We start from the raw sequence: 21,856 nt of genomic DNA, 5'->3' as shown, positions 1-21,856 counted from the left end.
CAGGCTCAACCACCGGAAGCCGTTAGTTGGAGGGGAAGTTGTAGGAGGCGCCGGAGGCGTGGTGGGTTTCGGGCCAGCGGGAGGTGATGACCTTGCCGCGGGTGTAGAAGGAGACGCCTTCGGGGCCGTAGATGTGCTTGTCGCCGAAGAGGGAGGCTTTCCAGCCGCCGAAGGAGTGGTAGGCCACCGGGACGGGCAGGGGCACATTGATGCCGATCATTCCCACGGTCACGGAGCGCTGGAATTTCCGGGCTGCGGCGCCGGAGGAGGTGAAGATGGCGGTGCCGTTGCCGTAGGGGTTGGCGTTGATCAGTGCGATGCCGTCCTCGAGGGTGTCGACGCGGACGACGACCAGGACGGGGCCGAAGATTTCCTCGGTGTATGCGGTCATTTCGGTTTTGACGTGGTCGAGGACGGTGGGGCCCACCCAGAAGCCATCTTCGTGGCCGGGGACCACGAGGTCGCGGCCGTCCACGACCATGGCCGCGCCGGCGGCTTCGGCTTCGGTGACGATCCGGACGATGCGCTCCTTGGAGGCGGGGGTGATGACCGGGCCCATTTCGGCGTCGGGGGCGGTGCCGTTGTTGACCTTCACGGCCAGGGCGCGTTCTTCGACCTTCTTGACGATCAGGTCCGCTGCGTCCCCGACGGCGACGGCGACGGAGATGGCCATGCAGCGTTCGCCGGCGGAGCCGAAGGCGGCGGCGGCGAGGTGGTCGGCGGCGTTGTCCAGGTCGGCGTCGGGCAGGACGATGGCGTGGTTCTTCGCCCCGCCCAGGGCCTGGACGCGCTTGCCGTGCTTGGTGGCGGTCTCGTGGACGTACTGGGCGATGGGGGTGGAGCCGACGAAGGAGATGCCGTCCACGTCCGGGTGGGTCAGGAGCCCGTCGACGGTTTCCTTGTCGCCGTGCAGGACCTGGAACACGCCGTCGGGCAGGCCGGCTTCCTTCCAGAGCCTGGCGAGCAGCAGCGACGGGGAGGGGTCGCGTTCGGAGGGTTTGAGGATGAAGGCGTTGCCGGTGGCGATGGCCATCGGGGCCATCCACAAGGGCACCATGACGGGGAAGTTGAACGGCGTGATGCCCGCGACGACGCCGAGCGGCTCGCGGAAGTTGAAGACGTCGATGCCGGTGGAGACCTGGTCCGAGTAGTCGCCCTTGAGCAGGGTGGGGATGCCGCAGGCGTACTCGATGACTTCCAGGCCACGGCCGATCTCGCCCTTGGCGTCGGAGAGGACCTTGCCGTGCTCTGCGGTGATCAGCGCGGCGAGGTCGTCGACGTGGGCGGCGACGAGTTCGCGGAACTTGAACAGCACGGCGGTGCGCTTGGCCAGGGAGATATCACCCCAGATGTCGGCGGCCTTGCGGGCAGCAGCGACCGTAGTTTCGAGGTCGGCACGGTTGGCCAGCCGCAGCTCTGCGCTGACCTGGCCGGTGGCCGGGTTGTACACGTTCGTAGTGCGGTCGCCCTCGCCGGCGGTTTCGGCGCCGTTGATGAAGTGGTTGATGACAGTGGTTTCGGTGGTGGTGGCAGTCATGGGGCTCTTCCTTGAGTGATGGAAAGGAGGTCAGCCGAGCAGTTTGCGCTGGCGGGCTTTGTGGTCGGTGTAGGTCTGGAAGGCCTGTTTCGTGGAGTCCAGTTCGGAGACCTGGGAGACGGGAACATCCCACCAGGACTCGGAGGACGGGGCGTCCAGCAGCGGGTCGGATTCGACGTGGATCAGGATGGGCCCGGTGCCCTCGGGTGCGGCCTTGGCATCGCGGATCGCCTGTTCGAGTTCGGCGATGACCTTCTCCCCCGGCTCCACGCGGATGACCTTCACACCCAGGGACTCGGCGTTCAGGGCCAGGTCCACCGGCAGGGTGTCGCCTTCGTCGAAGCTGTGCTGTTCCTGGTTCAGCGCGCGGTACTGGGTGCCGAACCGCTGCGATCCCAGGGATTCGGAGAGGGATCCGATGGAGGCGTAGCCGTGGTTCTGGATCAGGACCACGATCAGCTTGATCCGTTCGGCGACGGCGGTGACCAGTTCGGTGTGCATCATCAGATAGGAGCCGTCCCCCACCATAACGACGACGTCGCGCTGGGTTCCGCCGTTGGCGGCTTCAGCCAGCGCCGCGCGCTTGACGCCCAGGCCGCCGGGGATTTCGTAGCCCATGCAGGAGTATGCGTATTCCACGTGGTAGCCGAACGGGTCACGGACCCGCCACATCTTGTGCAGGTCGCCAGGCAGTGACCCCGCTGCACAGATCACCACATCCTTCGCGTCCATGGCGCGGGAAGTGGCGCCGATGATCTCGTTCTGCGCCGGCAGCGGGGTGTGGCGGGTGTCGAACACCTCGTCCACGGTGGTGTTCCACCGCTGCTTCTCCGCCGCGACCTTCTGCTCCAGGTCGGCGCCGACCCGGTAGCCGCCCAGGGCTGCGTTGAGCTTGGCCAGGGCCTTGCGGGCGTCGGCGACGATCGGCAGCGTGGTGCCGTGCTTGTACGCGTCGATCGCGGCGACGTTGATGTTGATGAACTTCACGTCCGGGTTCTGGAACGCGGTCCGGGACGCGGTGGTGAAGTCCTCGTAGCGGGTGCCGATGCCGATGACCAGGTCCGCTTCGGCGGCGATGGCGTTCGCCGCCGTCGTGCCGGTGGAGCCGATCGCGCCGAGGGACTGGGCGTGGTCCCAGGGCAGGACGCCGACGCCTGCCTGGGTGTTGCCTACCGGGATCCCGGTCAGCTCCACGAACCTGGCAAGCTCATCCGCGGCGTAGGCGTACAGGACGCCGCCGCCCGCGATGACCAGGGGCCGCTTCGCAGCCCTGATGGCTGCTGCGGCGCGGGCAATATCCTGATCGTCGGCGTCGGGCCGGCGGATCCGCCATTCCCGCTCGGCCAGGAACTCATCGGGCACATCGAACGCCTCGGCCTGGACGTCCTGCGGCAGCGAGATGGTCACGGCGCCGGTTTCGGCCGGGTCGGTCAGGACGCGCAGGCCGTGGTGGAACGCGGAAAACAGCTGCTCCGGCCGGTTGACCCGGTCGAAGAACTTCGACAGCGGACGGAACGCGTCGTTGACGGTGATGTCGTACGCGTAGGGCTGCTCCAGTTGCTGCAGCACAGGGTCAGCGGCGCGGGTGGCGAACGTGTCGGAGGGCAGCAGCAGCACCGGCAGCCGGTTGGTGGTGGCCAGCGCAGCACCGGTCAGCAGGTTGGACGAACCCGGGCCGATCGAGGTGCTGATCGCGAAGGTCTGCCGGCGGCGCGTGTGCCGGGCGTACCCGACGGCCTGGTGGACCTGGGCTTGTTCGTTCCGGCCCTGGTAGTACGGCATGATCGTCGGGTCAAGCTGCTGGTACTGCTTCAGCGCCTGGCCCACACCGGCCACGTTGCCGTGCCCGAAGATGCCGAACGTTCCCGGGATCAGCCGCTCCCGGTAGTCAACGCCGTTGACCGTGTCCACGGTGTACTGCTTGGAGAGGTATTCGACGACGGCCTGGGCCACCGTTATTCTGCGGGTTCCTGTTTTTGTTCCCATGGCTAGTTCTCCGGGATTTCTGTGGTGTGGTGCAGCAACGAGGCAGCCGTGGCGACGGCGCCGGCGACGTCCCCGTCCTGGGGGTAAAGCAGGGTGCGTCCGACGGTCAGGCCCTGGACACCCGGCAGCGCCAGGGCAGCCTGCCAGCTGGAGAAGACCTCGTCCTGGGTTCCTTCCGGGTCGCCGCCCAGCAGCACGGTGGGCATGGTGGTGGCGGCCATGACGCGTTCCATGTCAGCGACCACCGGCAGCTTCATCCACGTGTAGGCGCTGGTGGAACCGAGGCCTTCGGCGATGGCGATCGACTTGATGACCGCGTTGGTGGACAGGTCATTGCGGACGCGGCCGTTTTCCCGGACCGACAGGAAGGGTTCCACCATGGCGATCAGCTTACGCTCGGCCAAGGAGTCGATGGCCTTGGCGGTAGCCTCCAGCGTCACCACGGTGTCCGGATCTCCCAGGCAGATACGGGTCAGCATCTTTCCGCCGTCAGCACCAAGCGCTTCCAGGGCGGCCGCTGTGTGGCCGGTGAAGCGGTCATCGAACTCGTTGACCAGGCCGGCGAGGCCACCCCGGTTCATCGAGCCGAACACCAGTTTTCCGTCCAGGGCGCCCAGCAGGAGCAGGTCGTCCATGATGTCCGGGGACGCCAGGACACCGTTCACGGCGGGGTTGGCCAGCGCAATCTGCAGGCGGTCCAGCAACTGGCGGCGGTCCGCCATCGCTACCGGATCATTTCCTACCGCGAGGGCACCGCGGGCCGGATGGTCAGCGGCGACGATGAAGTTCTGCCGGCCGGACTTCAGCCCGGGGTGGCGGCGGCGGGACGTGGCAGCCCGGGCGATGGCTTCCGGATCCTCAAGGCGGATGGTGCTCAGGTGCTCATAACGGCGCGGGTCATCATCCACGGCATTGTTCGAGGCGATCGGGGTGAGGGTCACAGGGAAGCTCCTTCAGGAATGGCAACACCGGGAACCGTGCCCGGGACAGCGCGGCCGCGTTCGGCCAGCAGCGAGGTGACCTCGTCCGGCGTCGGCATGGCATCAGCGCAGGACAGCCGGGATGCGACGATGGCACCCGAGGCGTTGGCGTAGTCCAGGACCTGGGCCAGCGGCCAGCCGGACAGGAGACCGTGGCAGAACGCGCCGCCGAAGGAGTCACCGGCGCCCAGCCCGTTGACGGTTTCTACCGGAACCGGGGCGGACACCACCCGTTCGCTGCGTGTCTTTGCCATCACGCCCTCGGCTCCGAGTTTGACGACAGCGATCTCGACGCCGGCGGCCAACAAGCGGTCCGCCTGCTCGTCCGGAGTGCCCTCACCAACGGCAACCGCGCATTCCTTATCGTTGCCGATGGCCACCGTGACGTGCGGCAGGACGTTGGCGACCTCGGCGCGGGCCTCTTCCTCTGACGCCCAGAACATCGGCCGGTAGTCCAGGTCCAGGACGGTGAACTGGCCTTCAGCCAGGCCGGTCCGCGGGCGCGCCTCGTGCGCGGCAATATGCGCGCTGCGGCTGGGTTCCTGGCAGAGGCCCGTCACTGTGGACCAGAAAATTCCGGCTTCGCGGATGGCGTCCAGGTCCAACTCCTCGGCCTTGATCTGCAGGTCCGGAGCTGTTGGGAAACGGCCATAAAAGTACAGCGGGAACTCGTCCGTAGCGGGTTTGATTGCGCAGAACGTGACCGCCGTCTGGAGTGCCTGCACCGGGGAGACAAACGAATCGTCCACGCCGAACTTTGCAAGTTCACGGTGCAGGTACGTGCCGAAGGGATCATCACCCGTGCGGGTGATGACTCCGGTGCGGCGGCCGTGCCGGGCAGCGGCGACAGCCACGTTCGCCGGTGAACCGCCAAGGTATTTCCCGAAGGACGTGACGTCCTCCAGGTCCACCCCGATATCGTTCGGGTAGATATCAACGCTGATGCGCCCGATCGTGAGAAGCTCGTGGGTCACGGTAATCGCGGACCTTTCTGGTGTGGAACTCTTGTCCTCGACAGGACACGAACTCCGGGGCTGGGATGCCGTGGTGGAGACCACATGGCAATACTTTGCCCCAAAACCAATGTCCTGTCAAAAGTTTGTACTGACATACTTACAACAAGCGTTATTTGGTTCTTCCGGCGGGGCCGCATTTCTTCGGAACCGCCAGCTCGCCCGTGACGTATTGCGCCCGCCCGAAGCCGAACGACCAGTCGCCGGCAGTATTTTCGACATACCCGATAAAGACGTCCTCGCCGGAAACGCCCACGCCGGCCAGCTTTTCTGCCACCGCCGCGAAGAGCCGCTGCTTGGCCTCCTGGGAGCGGCCGCCTTGGGTGAAGATCTGGATCATGACCACTCCCCTGGTGCGCTCGAACCCGAGGCCGGCATCCTGGGCGAAGATCTGCCCCTGCGGATGCTCGGTCAGGATGTGAAAGTAGTCCCGCTCCGGAATTCCATACTCTGCCAGGATGGCGTCGTGGATTCCGCGACTGAGCGTCTGCAGTTCCGCGGCGGTGCGCCCTTCATTGACGTCAATGCGGACAAGAGGCACGTTGATCTCCTTCATTTATTTGTCCTGACATACTAACAAAGCTGTGGAAGATGGAACAAGGATCCCCCAGAAATCGACGGGTTGGGTATTGAATCCACGAACCGCCAGGCGTAGTCTTAAACAACCAATAGGTTGATAAAGCAGTTAGTTGATTAGAAAGCCGCTATGGACTCCGACAACATGGCATTGGACTCGGCCTTTATGGCCCTGGCCGATCCTGTCCGGCGGAGCATCATTGCCCGGCTCAGCCGGGGCCCGGCCACCGTGAATGAACTGGCGGAACCATTCGAAATTTCCAAACAGGCAGTTTCGAAGCACATCCAGGTCCTCGAGCAGGCGCAGCTTGTCACCCGCACCAGGGACGCCCAGCGCAGGCCCGTCCACCTGAATCCCGCACGGCTGGAGGCGCTCACCGCCTGGATCGACCAGTACAGGCTGGTCCGCGAGGGGCAGTTCCGCAGCCTGGATGCCGTGCTTCAATCCAGCGCCGGGCATGACGGCGCCAAGGCAAAGGACAAGAAATGACCAACGCACTGAAGCTCTCCGTCCCCGAAGGCGTCCCCTTCATCGACTACGAGCGCGAGTTCGATTTCCCCGTCGCGGACGTGTTCCGGGCCCACAAGGAGCCGGACCTGATTGTGCAGTGGCTCGGCCCGCGGGGCTACAAGATGGACATCGACCACTACGACTTCCGGACCGGAGGCAGCTACAGCTACCTGCACACGGGACCGGAAGGTGTCCCCTACGAGTTCAAGGGCATCTTCCATACGGTGCGCGAGAACGAATTCGCCATCCAGACCTTCGAGTTCGGCGGCTACCCAGACGTCGTGAGCCTGGAATTCATGACGTTCGAGGACCTGGGCAACGGCCGGACGCGGCTGCGCGGACACTCGGTCTACCCCAGCCAGGAAGCCCGGGACGGGATGGCCCAGTCCGGCATGGAGGGCGGCCTGAGCGAGGGCTACGAGCGGCTCGACGAACTGCTGAGCAGCGCCAAGGTTTAGCAAGCAGAAGTACGACGACGTCCGGCGCCTTCCGTGGAGAAGGGCGGGTTCTAGCGGTCGTTGCAACACCCAGAATTTTTGGGAGTTGCAACGACCGTGTCGTCTTTAAGGGAGAAGCCCGCTGGGCGGCGGAGATATTCGCAGGAGCAGAAGGATCAGTTCTTTGCGGCCCTCGATCGGGTTCAAAATGTCAGTGCCGCCGCGAGGGAACTCGGTTTCAATGTGATGACCTGTCACCAATGGATCCGCAAGGCTGGTTTGCCCCGGGGCAAAGTACGGAAGCAGTCGGTGCACCGGAAGTACACGGCTAGGCAGAAAGAGCAGTTCTTCGCCGTGTTCGACCGTCTTAAGAGCACCACGGAGGCTGCAAAGGAACTCGGGCTGAATCCCAATACGTGCGCCGCGTGGGTGCGGAAAGCCGGGCTGAAGGGTCAGGGAAAGCCGGGGACAGGTCCACACCCTGGAAGGGACGAGTTCTCCCGGCTGCGCAACGCCGGCGTGAGCCGACGGAAAGCTGCCGCGGCAGTTGGTATTCATTTACGGACCGCTGAGGAGTGGGACCAGGGAATCCGGAAGTCCGGCGGACGACGCATTTATCCGGATGGCCGGGTGGTCGACTACAAACGTGGTGTGATCACTATGACCTCTGCCGCCGGCACAACAGAAACGGTCCAGGTCCCGGTGGCCGCGCTGGAGAAACCTATCCACCCGCGGTACCTCAACGTCAAGGAACGGGAACTTATCCGGGACCTGCAGGCCGCCGGATCCTCGGTGCGGGCGATCGCCCACGCCCTCGGCAGATCGCCCTCAACAGTCAGCCGCGAGTTGGCCCGAAACACCGATCCGCGGATGGGCTACCTTCCCCACGGTGCACATCGGAAGGCAACTGCCCGGCGGGCCCGGCCCAAGACAGCCAAACTCGCGGGCGAGTCGGACCTGCGTAAGTACGTGAAGGACAAGCTGCTCCTACGCTGGTCTCCGGAACAGATCAGCCACACGCTGGTCGAAGAGTTCCCCGACAACCCGGAGATGCGCGTGAGCCCAGAGACGATTTACCAGGCCCTCTACCTCCAAGCCAGAGGCGGACTTAAACGTGAGGTGCAAGCAGCTCTGCGGACCGGCCGGACCCGGCGAAAACCCCATGCCACCGCTGATCAGCGCACTCCCAGGTTCACCGACCCCATGATCATGATTTCCGAACGTCCGCCCGAGATCGAGGACCGCGCCATACCGGGGCATTGGGAGGGGGACCTCATCACTGGCGCCCACAACCAGTCCGCGATCGCGACCCTGGTCGAGCGCACCACCCGTTACCTAATGCTCGTCCACCTGCCAAAGGACCACTCTGCCTCAACCGTCCGTGACGGCCTCATCAAAACCATGGCCACCCTTCCGGCGCACCTTCGGGGATCCCTGACCTGGGACCAGGGATCGGAAATGGCTGCCCACAAATCCTTCACTCTCGCCACCGACATGCAGGTCTACTTCTGCGACCCCGCAAGCCCGTGGCAACGCGGCTCGAACGAGAACACCAACGGCCTGCTGCGCCAGTACTTCCCCAAAGGCACCGATCTGTCTGTCTTCGGACCCGAGGACCTCGAACACGTCGCCCAGGAACTCAACGGCCGCCCACGCAAAACGCTCGGCTGGAAAACTCCAGCCGAGCGTTTACGTGATTTACTACTAACCACCTAACCAGCAGGTGTTGCAACGACCCCTTGAAACCGCCAAGGCGCCGGACGTCGTCGTACTTAAAACAAACGCGGGGTCACTTCCGGCCCATCCCAAGGAGAATATTGGGCCGGGAGTGACCCCGCGTCGATATCTGGATCTATTAGAGGGCTGCGTAAACCTCGCGCAGCAGCTTGGCGGTCTCGGACGGCGTCTTGCCGACCTTCACGCCTGCGGCCTCCAGGGCTTCCTTCTTGGCCTGGGCGGTACCGGCGGAACCGGAGACGATGGCACCGGCGTGGCCCATGGTCTTGCCTTCCGGCGCGGTGAAGCCTGCCACGTAGCCGACAACCGGCTTGGTGACGTTGGCCTTGATGAAGTCGGCGGCACGCTCTTCGGCGTCGCCACCGATCTCGCCGATCATGACGATTGCCTTGGTCTCGGGGTCAGCCTCGAATGCGGCCAGCGCATCGATGTGCGTGGTGCCGATGATGGGGTCGCCCCCGATGCCGATGGCGGTGGAGAAGCCGAGGTCGCGCAGTTCGTACATCATCTGGTAGGTCAGGGTGCCGGACTTGGAAACCAGTCCGATGGGGCCCTTGCCCGTGATGTTGGCGGGGGTGATGCCCACCAGCGCCTCGCCCGGGGTGATGATGCCGGGGCAGTTCGGTCCGATGATGCGGGTGACCTGGTTGCCGTCGGCGTCCACCTTGGACTGGGCCAGGGCCCAGAATTCGGCGGAGTCCTGGACCGGCACGCCTTCGGTGATGACCACTACCAGGCCGATGCCTGCTTCGATAGCTTCAACAACAGCGTTCTTGGTGAATGCCGGCGGAACGAAGACGATGGAGACGTCGGCGCCGGTTTCCGCCATGGCTTCCTTGACGGTGCCGTAGACGTTGATTTCCTGGTCGCCGTGCAGGACCGTGGTGCCGGCCTTGCGGGCGTTGACGCCGCCAACAATGTTGGTTCCGGCCTTCAGCATCAGGGCGGTGTGCTTGGTGCCTTCGCCGCCGGTGATGCCCTGGACGATGACCTTGGAGTCCTTGTTCAGATAGATAGACATGGTGCGTCCCTTTACTTAGCTGCGTTGGCGAGCTCGGCGGCCTTGTCGGCGCCCTCGTCCATGGTGGCGGCCAGGGTAACCAGCGGGTGGTTGGCCTCGTTCAGGATGCGGCGGCCTTCCTCGACGTTGTTGCCGTCAAGGCGGACTACCAGCGGCTTGTTCGCGGTGTGGCCCAGCTCGGCCAGTGCACCGACAATGCCCTTGGCGACGGCGTCGCAGGCGGTGATGCCGCCGAAGACGTTAACGAACACGGACTTGACCTGCTCGTCACCGAGGATGACGTCCAGGCCGGCAGCCATGACCTCGGCGGAGGCTCCACCGCCGATGTCCAGGAAGTTTGCGGGCTTGACGTTGCCGTGGTTTTCACCGGCGTAGGCAACGACGTCAAGGGTGGACATTACAAGGCCGGCGCCGTTGCCGATGATGCCGACTTCGCCGTCGAGCTTGACGTAGTTGAGGTCCTGCGCCTTTGCCTTGGCCTCAAGGGGATCGGCAGCGTCTTTGTCCTCAAGCAGCGCGTGCTTGGCGTGGCGGAACTCCGCGTTTTCGTCGAGGGAGACCTTGCCGTCAAGGGCGATGATCTCGCCGGCGCCGGTGCGGACGAGCGGGTTGACCTCCACCAGGGTTGCGTCTTCCTTCTTGAAGACGTCCCAGAGCTTGAGGATGACGTCGGCCACCTTGCCGCGCAGTTCCTCAGCGAAGCCTGCCGTGGCGACGATCTCGTCCGCCTTGGCCTGGTCGATGCCGACGGCGGGGTCGATGGCGACCTTGGCCAGCGCCTCCGGGCGTTCGACGGCGAGCTGCTCGATTTCCATGCCGCCTTCAACCGAGCACATGGCCAGGTAGTTGCGGTTGGCCCGGTCCAGCAGGACGGAGAAGTAGAACTCTTCGGCGATGTCCGCACCCTGGGCAATCATCACCTTTTTGACGGTGTGGCCCTTGATGTCCATGCCCAGGATGTTGGTGGCGTGCTCAAGTGCCTCGTCAGCGGACTTTGCGACCTTCACGCCGCCGGCCTTGCCGCGGCCGCCGATCTTGACCTGTGCCTTGACGACGGTGACGCCGCCAATCTTTTCGGCAGCTGCCTTTGCTTCTTCTGGGGTGTACGCCACGATGCCGGCCAGCACGGGTACACCGTGCGCCTCGAACATATCGCGCGCCTGGTATTCAAACAGGTCCACGGTTTAGTGTCCTTCTACGTCGAAGTAGTTTCTATACAGCCGGACACCATCGATAGACGATGACCGGGCTGCGGATTGCACGCACCGGCGGCCTGTCTGGAAACGAGCCACGCGGCGTAATGCTCCTCTGGGAACTCTAGTCCTTTATGGGGACCGGCCCGTCCCAGACTACCGCTTATGTGAGTAAGGACACTATTCTATGAGGCGTAGAAAAACCGCGGATTTACGGGGTTTTTGAGCCCTCGGAAGGCGCCGGGGAGGCCTCTTCACCGGGTCCGGGAATCAGTTCGTAACGCTCGGTTGACACGAAGAATCCGACGCCGGCAGAGACGTTTCCGCATGCCACGCCGCCGTTGTAGGCCGAACACCGCAGCCCGTTGCGTTCCAGGTTCTGCCCCTCGGCCAGGACCGGCAGCTGGGCCAGCGGACCTGTGCGGCTACCGTTGGGCCCGTAGGTTGCCTCCATTTGTGTGACGCCGGACCGGCACTCCCCGTACCAGGCCTTGTCCGGAGTGAGCAGCGCGACCCCGCCCAGGTAGCCCAGCCCGGTTCCGGCACAGTCGTCCCTGACGTCGTCCGCGTCGGGCTTGGGGTAGGTTGCCAGTTCGCAGTGCGCAACCGGGACGATGGCAAGCCTGTTGTTTGCTGAATCGCTGTAGCCGTTTGTTTCGTACGGGAGGTTGATGTGCTCCCCGCGGGCGGACGTGAGGGAGCAGGCCACAGTGCGGTCTTCGGTGATGAACGAGAGGGTGTCCTCACCGTTCGAGAAATCCTGGGGGCTGGCCAGGGCGGCCTGTTCCAGCTGGTCCATCGGCGCGGGCGGGGGCGGCGGCACGTAGCCGGGATCCTCAGTGGTGACAGTGCACCCGGTGGCAGTGGCCAGGAAAAGGGCGGCGAGCATCCCCCAAACAGTCCGTCGCATGCGCTCCATTATGCCCGCCAGTGGCGCTGCCCGAAGTCATCTTCCCCAGCCCGCGCCCTACTGGGGCACTTCGACACGGACACGCCGCAGTCCGGGCCCGTTTTGCGAATTTCGCCGCCCAAAGTGGCCCACGACGGCGGGGCCACCTTAAGTCGGAAGGTCTTTTCTGGCGCGCCTAAGCACCGAGCTTGCATCAGGTTTTGGCAGGGCTCTTAGGCGTCCAGTTTGGTCAGCGGCGCGTAGCGAAGCAGGAGGCGCTTCTCGCCGCCGTCGAATTTCACCTTGGCCACGGTCTTGTCCCCGGCCCCCTCCAGGGCCAGGACGGTCCCGTTGCCGAAGCTTGTGTGGTTGACTTTGTCCCCCACGCTGACGGCGATGATTTCCTTTTGCGGCTGCACCCGGTTCCGGGCGATGACTGCGGGGACGTCGGCGTTGAACCCGGCCGAGGGGTCGGCATTGGCTCCGCGGGAGGTGCCCGCACCCCAGAACGATCCGCTGTACTTGCCCGAGCCGATAGACCCGCCGCCGCTCCAGGCCGCTTGCCTGCTGGTGCCTTCCCGCTTCCACTCCAGAAGCTCGGCGGGGATTTCCTCGAGGAACTGGCTGGCGGGGTTGTACTGGCTCTGTCCCCACATACTCCGGACCTCGGACCGGGTGACGTAGAGCCGTTTCCTGGCGCGGGTGAGCCCCACGTAGGCCAGCCGGCGTTCTTCGGCCAGTTCCTTGGGGTCCGTGGCGGAGCGCTGGTGCGGGAACAGCCCGTGCTCCATGCCGGTCAGGAACACCACGGGGAATTCGAGGCCCTTGGCAGTGTGGAGAGTCATCAGGGTGACGACGCCCAGCCGCTTGGCTTCGGCCACCGCGGAGTCGATGTCGGCGCCCGGGGCGTCCGGGATCTGGTCCGCGTCGGCCACCAGGGACACCTGCTCCAGGAACGCCTCCAGCGTCCCTTCCGGGTTGTCACGCTCATATTCACGGACGACGGCGACGAGTTCGGCCAGGTTCTCCACCCGGGACTCGTCCTGGGGATCGGTGCTTGCCCGCAGTGCCGCCAGGTAGCCGGTCTGCTCCAGGACCGCTTCAAGTGCGGCGGCCGCGCCGGACCCGGAAGCCACCTCGGCGAGGTCGTCCAGCAGCTTCACGAAGCCAAGGACGGCGTTGACGGAGCGGGTGGCCATGGCCGGGGCCTGTTCGGCACGGCGGGCTGCGGCCATGAACGAAATCCGCTCACGCTGGGCAAGGGCGGCGACGGCGCCTTCGGCGCGGTCGCCGATCCCCCGCTTGGGTTCGTTGAGGACCCTGCGGAGGTTGACGTCGTCGTCGGGGTTGACCAGGACCCGGAGGTACGCGAGGGCGTCCTTGATTTCCTTCCGCTCGTAGAAGCGCGTGCCGCCCACTACCTTGTAGGGCAGGCCCACCCGGACCAGGACGTCCTCGATGGACCGGGACTGTGCATTGGTCCGGTAGAAGATGGCGACGTCGCCCGGGCGCAGGTTGTCCTCGTCCTGGAGCCGGTCGATCTCCTTGGCGATGAACTGGGCTTCGTCGTGCTCGTTCTCGCCCACATACCCGATGATTTTGTGGCCTTCCCCTTCCGCGGTCCACAGCCGCTTCTCGGGGCGGTTGGGGTTGCGGGAGATGACCGAGTTGGCCGCACTGAGGATGTTCTGCGTGGAGCGGTAGTTCTGCTCCAGTTTGATGGTGCGGGCCTCGGGATAGTCCTTCTCGAATTCGACGATGTTGCGGATGTCCGCACCACGGAAGGCGTAGATGGATTGGTCCGAGTCGCCCACCACGGTGAGCTCCGACGCCCCGGGCCCCTCCCCCACGATCTCGCGCACCAGCGCGTACTGAGCATGGTTGGTGTCCTGGTACTCGTCCACCAGGACGTGCCGGAACCGGCGGCGGTAGGACTCGGCGAGCGCCGGGAACGCGCGGAACATGAAGACGGTCTCGGCGATGAGGTCGTCAAAGTCCATGGCGTTGGCCTGGCGGAGCCGCTGCGTGTAGCCCTTGTAGACCTCGGCAACGGCCTGCTCGAAGGGATCGTTGTAGTTCGCGGCCGAGGCGTAGGAATCGGCGTCGATGAGCTCGTTCTTCAGCGCCGAGATCTTGTGCTGGATGGCTTTGGGGGCGAACTTCTTGGGGTCCAGGTCCAGGGCCTTGGACACCTGGGTGACCAGCCGCAGGGAATCCGCTGAATCGTAGATGGAGAAGTTTGATTTCAGGCCCACATTGGCAGCCTCCTGGCGCAGGATCCGCACACAGGACGAGTGGAAGGTCGAAATCCACATGATCTTGGCGCGGCCACCCACCAGCGCCTCGACGCGCTCCCGCATTTCCGCGGCGGCCTTGTTGGTGAAGGTGATGGCCAGGATTTCGCCATGGTGGGCACGGCCCGTGGCAATCAGGTAGGCAATCCGGTTGCTGAGGACGCGGGTCTTGCCGGAACCCGCACCGGCCACGATCAGCAGCGCGGAACCGGCGTGCTTGACCGCTTCCTCCTGCTGCGGATTGAGCCCTTCCAGGAGCTTGGCGGCATCGAGCCGGGGCCTGCCATGGTGCTGCCGGTCCGGCCCGGCACCCGGGTGCCCGCCGCCTGCTTCATGGATTCCGGCAGGGTCCCCGGCGGGAACGCTGCCACCTGGACCGGCCGCCGTGGCGAGGCCGTCCGGGTGCGCCTTGGTGCGGGCAGCAGCTGCGGGAGCGGCCTTGAACGGTCCGTCAGAGTACGGGTCAAACAACATATCCATGGTGCCTACAAGTCTAGGCGGTGGGACCGACACCCACTTCCGGCCTGTGGATTACGCCACGGAATCTGCCGGCATTGCCCCGTCTCCCCGGCTTAGGCCACCGAGGCCGACTCGAGGGCCGCACGCAACTCCCGCACCGCCGTCGTGCCTCCTGCCATGAACCATTCCAGGCCGTTGACCCGGACGGTGTCCACGGCGCCACCGGCGGCGCGGACGATGGCCTTGCCCGGCAGCCAGTCCCATTCCGGGCAGCTGTGCTGGAACCAGCAGCCCAGCTGCCCGTCCGCCACCCTGCCCAGGTCGCAGGAGCCCGAACCCAGCATGCGCAGGGTTGCCGCGGAGGTTGCGGCGGCGTGCCACGGCATGGCGCACATCGGGTCCATCAGCCAGCGGGGATGGATGTAGGTGGCGGCGCCCAGTTCGGCGACGGCAGTTCCGTTGCGTTGGCCGCGGTTGTCGTGGAAGACCGTGAGCGGTTCCCCGTTGAGGGTGGCCGGGTGCGAGCGCCCGCCCAGCCAGAGCTTGTCCTCCTCCGGCTGGTAGATGGCCCCGAGCAGCACGTCGGTTTCGTCCTTCAGGGCAATGGCGGAGCACCAGTACGTGGAGCCGTGCAGGAAGTTGTAGGTGCCGTCCACGGGGTCGATGACCCAGGTCCGCCCGCTGCTGCCCTGCACGGATGCGCCCTCTTCACCCAGGATTCCGTCCTCCGGCCGGCAGCGCTGCAGCTGCTCCAGCACGTAGGCCTCGGCGGCGTGGTCCGCGGCCGTCACAACGTCGGAAATGGATGTCTTCTGCTGGGACTGCAGCCCGGCCATCCGCATCAGGAGTGCCAGCTGCCCGGCCTCCCGCACCAGGGCTGCCGCCAGCTGGTGGTCGTCCAACGAAGGGTCAAGTTCAACAGCGCTGTGCCGGCCAATGGTCATGGCTTCAGTGTATGGGGCGGAATAATGGTGCCATGGCCAAGACCCCTGCCCAGCGGATCAAGAAGCACGGCGCCAAGGCGGCGGTGCCGCAGCACCACCTGCCGCCGGTGATCAACCCGACCACCAGCCGGACACCGGAAAAAGCCCAGAGCAACAGCAACCTGATCCTGATCGCCGGCGTCGTGGCCAGCCTGTTCCTGTTCTGGTACCTGCACCTGCTGACCCTGGACCAGCTCCGGCAGCTGACCGGCGGGCTGGCAATGCCGGACTCGCTCATCGGCGGCTTTGACCCTGCCTACATCGGCCAGCTTCAGGCGGTGATGGACGCTGACGCGCTCGGCCAGCTCAACTACGTTCACAAGACCGCCGGCACGCTGTTCCCGCTGATCTTCGGCTTCACGTGGCTGCTGCTGATCGGCACCAACGTCGCCCGCAAGGCGTTCCGCTGGGCGCTGTGGGCGCTGCCGCTGCTGTTCGTGGTGGTCCGGCTCTGGGGCAACGTTGCCATTGACGGCGTCCTGGCTGCCGAAGCGCCCGACGCCGGCCAGGTTGCCTTGGCGTCCGGCCTCACCATTGCCGGGTGGGTGCTTTTGGTCCTGAGCCTGGTGGCAGGCGGCGCGGCCGTGCTGCTGAAGGCGCGGAGCAAGAAGGCTGCTAGCTGACGGCTGCTGCCGCCCGGGCCTGCTTCCGGTGCCGGTGCACCCGCTGCGCAATCACCAGGCCCGCCGTCGCCATGCCCACGGTGACGGGGTAGCCCATGATGCGCTCGAGTGTTCCGGGCTCGGGAATGTCCATCCTGGTCAGGCCGCCGGTCACCAGCGCGGCCAGGGACACGCCGCCGCAGGCCAGGATGAACCAGGCCATGGCCGACTTCCGCAGCCAGAGGATGCCAAGCACCAGCAATGCCGCGGCACCGGCCAGGAAGTACATGATGGCACCGGTGAAGTGCCAGCCGGAGCCGGCGTCCTCGGGAACCAGACCCACAATGACGGTGCCCGCCCCGGCTGTTCCGGTCAGGATCCGCACCCAGACCGCTGCGAGCCACGGCTTGCTGCGGCCAGGCTGTACCCGCGCCCCCGCCCGCGCCGCCACGCACAGCAGGCCCGAGCTCAGCAGGATGGCACCCAGCAGCATTCCCAGGCCCTGGACCACGAACGACGCGTTCATGAGCCAATTCAGCGGGGAGCAGACCTCCCGCCCGTCGAAGATGCCACAGTTCAGGGCACCCAGGTCGCTGATGTAGCCGGTCCGCAGGTCATAGGGACGGGGGCCGGCCCATGCCGCGATCACCGCAGCTTCGGCGGCGAAATACTGCAGCACGCTCAACACCGACCACGCACCGATGTACTGCCGGGTGGACGCGGTATCCGGAATGAACGCCGCCGCGGGCGCCGTGGACGGTGCTGGAGTCATGCCTTGAGCGTAGTACGGCCTGGCACCTTGTATGCTGGTATGCGTGTCCGTTCGGACGGCCCTGCCGGTCCTGTCGGATGCAAGCCCTCGTAGCTCAGTGGATAGAGCACGGCTCTCCTAAAGCCGGTGTCGTTGGTTCGATTCCAATCGAGGGCACTTGAACGTTCCTCCCCCGGAGTTCGAACTCCGCGCCTACCTGCTGGGGCCCGCTGCGGGTACTGCCCAGAAAGCAGGCCTGTGGACGGTCGAACGCGACATGCTGGACCGGGCCAACGGCACCCGCGGAACCTTCACCGGCGTCGTACGCTTCGTCCCCGACGACGACGGCGGCCTGGCCTTCCGCGAAGAAGGCACCATGCGCTGGCCCTCCTTCACCGGCCCCGCCTTCCGGGAATACCTGCTGCGGCCCGCCGGGCGGCCCGACGCCCTGGACGTGTTCTTTCCCGACGGGCGGCCCTTCCACCGGATGAGCTTCACCCCGCAAGCCAACCTGGACAACCACTGGTGCGATCCCGACACCTACCGCGTGGCCTACACCTTTAATGGCCCTGACCGCTTCAGCTACAGCTGGGACGTGACCGGACCGCGCAAGGACCTGCTGCTGACATCGCACCTGGTCCGGGGCGGGGCCGCATGAAAGCCCGCATCGTGGTGTCCGCCGTCTGCGTCTTCGACCCCTCCGGCCGGCTCCTGACCGTCCGCAAGCGCGGCACGGAAATGTTCATGCATCCCGGCGGCAAACCGGAGGCCGGCGAATCAGCTGTCCAGGCGGCAGCCCGTGAGCTCGCCGAGGAAGTGGGCATCGTCATCGATCCGCAGGACCTGGAGCTGATGGGCGTCTGGATCGCGGACGCCGCGAACGAGGCCGCGACGGATATCGAGGCCACCGTGTTCCGGGCACCCGGCACCTGGCAGGCGCACCCGTCCGCCGAAATCGCCGAGATCCGCTGGCTGGACCTGGCTGCCCTCGACAACGGCGCCACGCTGCCGGCGAACCTGGCCCCGCTGCTGACGGACCATATCCTTCCGGAACTGGCGGCGGCGCGGGACGCAGGCGCGTAGCCGGCGCATAGTCCGCGCCGCCGGCGGAACCCCTACAGCTCGGGGACTGCCTCCTGCGCCACGGCTGTCGCCTCGGCAAACTGGGTGCGGTACAGCTCCGCGTAGCGGCCGTCGGCGGCGAGCAGCTCGGTGTGGGTGCCCCGCTCCACGATCCGCCCGTCCTCCACCACCAGGATGGCGTCGGCGGCGCGGATGGTGGACAGCCGGTGGGCAATCACGACGGCGGTGCGCCCCTCGAGTGCGGCACCCAGGGCTGCCTGCACGGCTGCCTCGTTGGTGGAGTCCAGCGCCGCGGTGGCTTCGTCCAGGATGACCACCCGGGGCTGGGCGATCAGCAGCCGGGCAATGGTGAGGCGCTGGCGCTCACCGCCCGAGAGCCGGTAGCCGCGCTCCCCCACCACGGTCTCCAGCCCATCCGGCAGGGACCGGATCATCGTCTCCAGCCGTGCCTGCCGGATGACGTCCCACATGTCCTTCTCGGTGGCGTCGGGCCGGGCCAGGCGCAGGTTGGAGGCGATGGTCTCGTGGAAGAGGTGGCCGTCCTGGGTGACCATGCCCAGCGTGTCCCGGAGGGAGTCGAAGGTGGCGTCCCGCAGGTCCAGGCCGGAACCCGGCAAGCTGCCGCCCAGCCGGACGGCGCCGGAATCGACGTCGTACAGCCGGGCCAGCAGCTGGGCGATGGTGGATTTGCCGGCGCCGGAGGACCCGACCAGCGCCACCGTCTGCCCGGGTTCCACCCGGAAGCTGATACCGTGCAGCACTTCCTCGCCGCCGCGGGTGTCCAGGGTGGACACTTCCTCCAGTGAGGCCAGTGACACCTTGTCCGCGGACGGGTAGGCGAAGCGGACGTCGTCGAATTCCACGGACACGGGACCCGGCGGTACCGGAACGGCGCCGGGCTTCTGCTGGATCAGCGGTTTGAGGTCCAGGATCTCGAACACGCGCTCAAAACTGACAAGGGCGCTCATGATCTCCACCCGCGCGTTGGAAAGCGCCGTCAGCGGAGCGTACAGCCGGGTGAGCAGCAGAGCCAGGACCACCACGTCGCCCGCGGCCAGCTGGCCGGTGATGGCATACCAGCCGCCCAGGCCGTAGACAAGTGCCAGGGCAAGGGCGGAAACCAGCGTCAGTGCCGTCACGAAGGTGAACTGCAGCATGGCCGTCCGGATGCCGATGTCACGGACCCGGCCGGCGCGGACGGCGAACTCCCGGGATTCGTCGGCCGGCCGGCCGAACAGCTTGACCAGGGTGGCGCCCGGGGCGGAGAAGCGTTCGGTCATCTGCGTGCCCATGGCCGCGTTGTGTTCGGCCGCCTCGCGGCGCAGGTCCGCCAGCTTCGATCCCATCCGCCGGGCGGGGACCAGGAACACCGGCAGCAGGACCATGGCCAGGACCGTCACCTGCCACGAGGTGCCCAGCATGACCGCCAGGGTCAGGACCAGGGCCACCACGTTGCTGACCACACCGGACAGGGTCCCCGCGAATGCGGACTGGGCGCCGATGACGTCATTGTTCAGGCGGCTGACCAGGGCGCCCGTGCGGGTGCGGGTGAAGAAGGCGATGGGCATTTTCTGGACATGGTCAAAGACGCGGGTGCGCAGGTCGAGGATCACGCCTTCGCCGATGGTGGAGGACAGCCAGCGGTTGACCAGGCCCAGGCCCGCCTCGGCCACAGCGACGACGGCGATCAGCAGGGCCAGCCGGATGACCTCGCCCTCGCTGGCGCGTGCCACGATGGCGTCCACCACCTGGCCGGCCAGGACCGGGGTTGCCACGGCAAGGAAGGCCATCGCAACGGACATGGCCACGAAGGCCAGCAGTTTGCCGCGGTGCGGCCGGGCAAAGGCCAGGACCCGCTTGAGGGTTTCCTTGGAGAACGGTTTGGATCCGCTCTTGGCCCTGACGAGGTTGTAAAGGGAACCCCGGGCCACCTGTTCCATGCTCATCGATACTGCTCCGCGGTCAAAGTAGTTCCCTAACTGTCGGTCCTCATGCTGCTTGAGATGTGCTGCTTGGTGACCGTGCCGTTGTCCAGTTCCCAACGTACATCCAGCCGGACGTTCTCGAGCAGCCTGCGGTCGTGGGTCACCAGCAGCAGGGCACCCTCGTAGCTGTCCAGTGCCTCTTCGAGCTGCTCGATGGCCGGCAGGTCGAGGTGGTTCGTGGGTTCATCCAGGACCAGCAGGTTCACGCCGCGCGCCTGGAGCAAGGCCAGCGCGGCCCGGGTGCGTTCCCCTGGCGAGAGGGAATCAACGGGCCGCCCGGTGTGGTCGGCCTTTAGGCCGAACTTGGCCAGCAGGGTGCGGACCTCCGCCGGGGTCATGTCGCCAAGGACTTCCCCGACGGCGTCAGCTAAGGCCAGGTGCCCCTGCAGCAGCCCGCGTGCCTGGTCAATTTCGCCGATGGCAACGGAGGCGCCCATGGACGCGCTGCCGGCGTCGGGCTCAACGGCGCCGAGGAGGAGGCGGAGCAGCGTGGACTTGCCTGCACCGTTGGGACCGGTGATGCCGATCCGCTCCCCCGCGTTGAGCTGCAGGTTGACCGGTCCCAGGGTAAACCCGCCCTGGCGGACCTCGGCGTCGCGGAGGGTGGCTACCACGGAACTGGACCGCGGGGCCTGGCCGATGGAGAACTGCAGCTGCCATTCCTTCCGCGGTTCTTCCACCGCATCCAGCCGCGCGATCCGGGATTCCATCTGCCGGACCTTCTGCGCCTGCTTTTCCGAGGACTCGGTGCTGGCCGCGCGGCGGATCTTGTCGTTGTCCGGGCTTTTCCGCATGGCGTTGCGGACACCCTGGGAGCTCCACTCCCGCTGGGTCCGGGCACGGGACACCAGGTCGGCCTTCGTGGCGGCGAACTCCTCGTACTTCTCCCTGGCGTGGCGGCGAGCGACTGCACGTTCCTCCAGGTAGGCGTCATACCCGCCGTCGTACACCGAGACGGCGTTCTGTGCCTGGTCCAGCTCCACCACGGTGGTGACGCACCGGGCCAGGAACTCGCGGTCGTGGCTGACCAGGACCACGCCGCCGCGCAGCCCCTTTACGAAGTCCTCCAGCCTGGCGAGCCCGGCCAGGTCCAGATCGTTGGTGGGCTCGTCCAGGAGCACCACGTCGAACCGGCTCAGCAGCAGGGCAGCCAGCGCCACCCGGGCGGCCTGGCCGCCGGAGAGGCCGGTCATGGGGGCGTCGGCGCCCGCTTCCAGGCCGAGATCGGCGAGGACGGCCGGGATGCGGTCGTCGAGGTCGGCGGCGCCGGAGGCCATCCACCGGTCGAAGGCCCTGGCGTAGGCATCGTCGGCGCCCGGTGCGCCGCCGCCCAGTGCCTCCGCAGTGGATTCCATGTCGGCGGTAGCTTGGGCGCAGCCCGTGCGGCGGGCAATGTAGGCTGCCACGTTCTCCCCCGGCACCCGCTCGTGCTCCTGGGGAAGCCAGCCCACAAACGCGTCGGCCGGAGCCATGCTGACAGTCCCGGCCTGCGGCTGGTCCGCACCGGCGAGGATCCGCAGCAGGGTTGTCTTGCCAGCGCCGTTGGCGCCAACCACGCCCACAACATCGCCGGGAGCGACGGTCAGGGAAAGTCCTGCAAAGAGCTGGCGGTGGTCATGTCCGCCCGCGATGTCCTTGGCAACAAGGGTTGCAGTCATTGGTCCATCCTTTCACCGGTCCAGCCCGGTTTCCTGCCGGAGCAGGGCCGGCGCCGCCGTACGGATCCCGGGGATCCCGGCGCAGGGCATGAAAGAACCCGCTGGTCCGGACTTGGGGGGTGTACGGACCAACGGGCTCGACCATCAAGCATAGTCGAAAC

At 66.3% G+C, this 21,856-nt stretch carries 19 protein-coding genes and 1 tRNA gene; 7 read left to right on the top strand and 13 right to left on the bottom strand.

Annotation, left to right across the window (positions count from 1 at the left end; all coding sequences use genetic code 11):
• Window positions 1-22: 22 nt before the first annotated feature.
• The 5 genes from ACJJV6_RS12215 to ACJJV6_RS12195 all read right to left on the bottom strand — a co-directional run bounded on the left by ACJJV6_RS12215 (window position 23) and on the right by ACJJV6_RS12195 (window position 6,057).
• Window positions 23-1,537, bottom strand: a complete 1,515-nt coding sequence (locus tag ACJJV6_RS12215) for a CoA-acylating methylmalonate-semialdehyde dehydrogenase (RefSeq protein WP_354176418.1) — start codon at window positions 1,535-1,537, stop codon at window positions 23-25.
• Window positions 1,538-1,567: 30 nt separating this feature from the next.
• A complete protein-coding gene (gene iolD, locus ACJJV6_RS12210) occupies window positions 1,568-3,523 on the bottom strand; it encodes a 3D-(3,5/4)-trihydroxycyclohexane-1,2-dione acylhydrolase (decyclizing) (protein WP_200859130.1) in 1,956 nt (651 codons plus the stop codon).
• Between the two features lie 2 nt (window positions 3,524-3,525).
• Entirely contained in the window at window positions 3,526-4,464 is a 939-nt protein-coding gene (locus ACJJV6_RS12205; RefSeq protein WP_354176420.1) for a deoxyribose-phosphate aldolase, read from the bottom strand.
• The gene (gene iolC / locus ACJJV6_RS12200; RefSeq protein ID WP_009356898.1) at window positions 4,461-5,477 is read right to left on the bottom strand and encodes a 5-dehydro-2-deoxygluconokinase; all 1,017 of its coding nucleotides are present in this window, start codon (window positions 5,475-5,477) and stop codon (window positions 4,461-4,463) included. The genes ACJJV6_RS12205 and iolC overlap by 4 nt, the downstream gene beginning before the upstream one ends.
• Window positions 5,478-5,628: 151 nt before the next feature.
• Window positions 5,629-6,057 carry a tautomerase family protein gene (locus ACJJV6_RS12195; protein ID WP_035752050.1) on the bottom strand — a complete coding sequence of 143 codons (429 nt, stop codon included), beginning with the start codon at window positions 6,055-6,057 and terminating at the stop codon, window positions 5,629-5,631.
• Window positions 6,058-6,222: 165 nt separating this feature from the next.
• Here ACJJV6_RS12195 and ACJJV6_RS12190 point away from each other — a divergent pair, with 165 nt between their 5' ends.
• From ACJJV6_RS12190 to ACJJV6_RS12180, 3 genes are all read left to right on the top strand, one after another.
• The gene (locus ACJJV6_RS12190) at window positions 6,223-6,582 is read left to right on the top strand and encodes a helix-turn-helix transcriptional regulator (protein ID WP_009356896.1); all 360 of its coding nucleotides are present in this window, start codon (window positions 6,223-6,225) and stop codon (window positions 6,580-6,582) included.
• Window positions 6,579-7,061, top strand: coding sequence for an SRPBCC family protein (locus ACJJV6_RS12185; RefSeq protein WP_009356895.1), 483 nt, complete (start codon window positions 6,579-6,581; stop codon window positions 7,059-7,061). Before ACJJV6_RS12190 ends, ACJJV6_RS12185 begins: the two co-directional genes overlap by 4 nt.
• Before the next feature lie 639 nt (window positions 7,062-7,700).
• Entirely contained in the window at window positions 7,701-8,756 is a 1,056-nt protein-coding gene (locus tag ACJJV6_RS12180; protein ID WP_152419652.1) for an IS30 family transposase, read from the top strand.
• A gap of 139 nt (window positions 8,757-8,895) precedes the next feature.
• Here the strand turns inward: ACJJV6_RS12180 and sucD are convergent, their stop codons facing one another.
• From sucD to ACJJV6_RS12155, 5 genes are all read right to left on the bottom strand, one after another.
• Window positions 8,896-9,798 (bottom strand): succinate--CoA ligase subunit alpha, encoded by a 903-nt coding sequence (gene sucD / locus ACJJV6_RS12175; RefSeq protein ID WP_133352068.1) that lies wholly within the window; start codon window positions 9,796-9,798, stop codon window positions 8,896-8,898.
• Between the two features lie 11 nt (window positions 9,799-9,809).
• A complete protein-coding gene (sucC, locus tag ACJJV6_RS12170; protein ID WP_009358168.1) occupies window positions 9,810-10,979 on the bottom strand; it encodes an ADP-forming succinate--CoA ligase subunit beta in 1,170 nt (389 codons plus the stop codon).
• Window positions 10,980-11,202: 223 nt separating this feature from the next.
• A complete protein-coding gene (locus ACJJV6_RS12165) occupies window positions 11,203-11,910 on the bottom strand; it encodes a hypothetical protein (RefSeq protein WP_235046899.1) in 708 nt (235 codons plus the stop codon).
• Between the two features lie 203 nt (window positions 11,911-12,113).
• Complete coding sequence (gene pcrA / locus ACJJV6_RS12160) at window positions 12,114-14,654, bottom strand: DNA helicase PcrA (RefSeq protein WP_407709008.1); 2,541 nt, start codon at window positions 14,652-14,654, stop codon at window positions 12,114-12,116.
• 92 nt (window positions 14,655-14,746) lie between these two features.
• Window positions 14,747-15,577, bottom strand: coding sequence for an inositol monophosphatase family protein (locus tag ACJJV6_RS12155; protein ID WP_354177294.1), 831 nt, complete (start codon window positions 15,575-15,577; stop codon window positions 14,747-14,749).
• Window positions 15,578-15,609: 32 nt separating this feature from the next.
• Here ACJJV6_RS12155 and ACJJV6_RS12150 point away from each other — a divergent pair, with 32 nt between their 5' ends.
• Complete coding sequence (locus tag ACJJV6_RS12150) at window positions 15,610-16,239, top strand: hypothetical protein (RefSeq protein ID WP_354177292.1); 630 nt, start codon at window positions 15,610-15,612, stop codon at window positions 16,237-16,239.
• Here the strand turns inward: ACJJV6_RS12150 and ACJJV6_RS12145 are convergent.
• Entirely contained in the window at window positions 16,232-16,990 is a 759-nt protein-coding gene (locus tag ACJJV6_RS12145) for a DUF998 domain-containing protein (RefSeq protein WP_354177291.1), read from the bottom strand. The genes ACJJV6_RS12150 and ACJJV6_RS12145 overlap by 8 nt on opposite strands.
• A gap of 83 nt (window positions 16,991-17,073) precedes the next feature.
• On the opposite strand from ACJJV6_RS12145, the gene ACJJV6_RS12140 reads away from it, so the two are divergent.
• The 3 genes from ACJJV6_RS12140 to ACJJV6_RS12130 all read left to right on the top strand — a co-directional run bounded on the left by ACJJV6_RS12140 (window position 17,074) and on the right by ACJJV6_RS12130 (window position 18,052).
• Window positions 17,074-17,146, top strand: a tRNA-Arg gene (locus tag ACJJV6_RS12140).
• Window position 17,147: 1 nt separating this feature from the next.
• The gene (locus ACJJV6_RS12135) at window positions 17,148-17,627 is read left to right on the top strand and encodes a DUF6314 family protein (RefSeq protein ID WP_009358164.1); all 480 of its coding nucleotides are present in this window, start codon (window positions 17,148-17,150) and stop codon (window positions 17,625-17,627) included.
• Window positions 17,624-18,052: an NUDIX domain-containing protein gene (locus ACJJV6_RS12130; protein ID WP_009358163.1), complete on the top strand. Its 429-nt coding sequence runs from the start codon at window positions 17,624-17,626 to the stop codon at window positions 18,050-18,052. Before ACJJV6_RS12135 ends, ACJJV6_RS12130 begins: the two co-directional genes overlap by 4 nt.
• 32 nt (window positions 18,053-18,084) lie before the next feature.
• Here ACJJV6_RS12130 and ACJJV6_RS12125 read toward each other — a convergent pair whose 3' ends face one another.
• A complete protein-coding gene (locus ACJJV6_RS12125) occupies window positions 18,085-19,998 on the bottom strand; it encodes an ABC transporter ATP-binding protein (protein WP_133352080.1) in 1,914 nt (637 codons plus the stop codon).
• A gap of 29 nt (window positions 19,999-20,027) precedes the next feature.
• Window positions 20,028-21,695, bottom strand: coding sequence for a ribosomal protection-like ABC-F family protein (gene abc-f, locus ACJJV6_RS12120; RefSeq protein ID WP_354177289.1), 1,668 nt, complete (start codon window positions 21,693-21,695; stop codon window positions 20,028-20,030).
• Window positions 21,696-21,856 lie beyond the last annotated feature (161 nt).

This window comes from Arthrobacter nitrophenolicus, from assembly GCF_045833485.1.
Taxonomy (GTDB): domain Bacteria; phylum Actinomycetota; class Actinomycetes; order Actinomycetales; family Micrococcaceae; genus Arthrobacter; species Arthrobacter nitrophenolicus.
Note: the sequence above shows the minus strand (reverse complement) of the source record. Positions and strands in the feature narration are given on the sequence as shown.

Excerpts from the sequence above, each read along its gene's own strand:
- ACJJV6_RS12215 (WP_354176418.1), bottom strand. The coding sequence starts at position 1,537 with ATGACTGCCACCACCACCGAAACCACTGTCATCAACCACTTCATCAAC.
- ACJJV6_RS12130 (WP_009358163.1), top strand. The coding sequence starts at position 17,624 with ATGAAAGCCCGCATCGTGGTGTCCGCCGTCTGCGTCTTCGACCCCTCC.
- ACJJV6_RS12190 (WP_009356896.1), top strand. The coding sequence starts at position 6,223 with ATGGACTCCGACAACATGGCATTGGACTCGGCCTTTATGGCCCTGGCC.
- ACJJV6_RS12145 (WP_354177291.1), bottom strand. The coding sequence starts at position 16,990 with ATGACTCCAGCACCGTCCACGGCGCCCGCGGCGGCGTTCATTCCGGAT.
- ACJJV6_RS12185 (WP_009356895.1), top strand. The coding sequence starts at position 6,579 with ATGACCAACGCACTGAAGCTCTCCGTCCCCGAAGGCGTCCCCTTCATC.
- ACJJV6_RS12125 (WP_133352080.1), bottom strand. The coding sequence starts at position 19,998 with ATGAGCATGGAACAGGTGGCCCGGGGTTCCCTTTACAACCTCGTCAGG.
- iolD (WP_200859130.1), bottom strand. The coding sequence starts at position 3,523 with ATGGGAACAAAAACAGGAACCCGCAGAATAACGGTGGCCCAGGCCGTC.
- ACJJV6_RS12155 (WP_354177294.1), bottom strand. The coding sequence starts at position 15,577 with ATGACCATTGGCCGGCACAGCGCTGTTGAACTTGACCCTTCGTTGGAC.
- ACJJV6_RS12150 (WP_354177292.1), top strand. The coding sequence starts at position 15,610 with ATGGCCAAGACCCCTGCCCAGCGGATCAAGAAGCACGGCGCCAAGGCG.
- ACJJV6_RS12165 (WP_235046899.1), bottom strand. The coding sequence starts at position 11,910 with ATGGAGCGCATGCGACGGACTGTTTGGGGGATGCTCGCCGCCCTTTTC.
- ACJJV6_RS12180 (WP_152419652.1), top strand. The coding sequence starts at position 7,701 with ATGACCTCTGCCGCCGGCACAACAGAAACGGTCCAGGTCCCGGTGGCC.
- pcrA (WP_407709008.1), bottom strand. The coding sequence starts at position 14,654 with ATGGATATGTTGTTTGACCCGTACTCTGACGGACCGTTCAAGGCCGCT.
- sucD (WP_133352068.1), bottom strand. The coding sequence starts at position 9,798 with ATGTCTATCTATCTGAACAAGGACTCCAAGGTCATCGTCCAGGGCATC.
- abc-f (WP_354177289.1), bottom strand. The coding sequence starts at position 21,695 with ATGACTGCAACCCTTGTTGCCAAGGACATCGCGGGCGGACATGACCAC.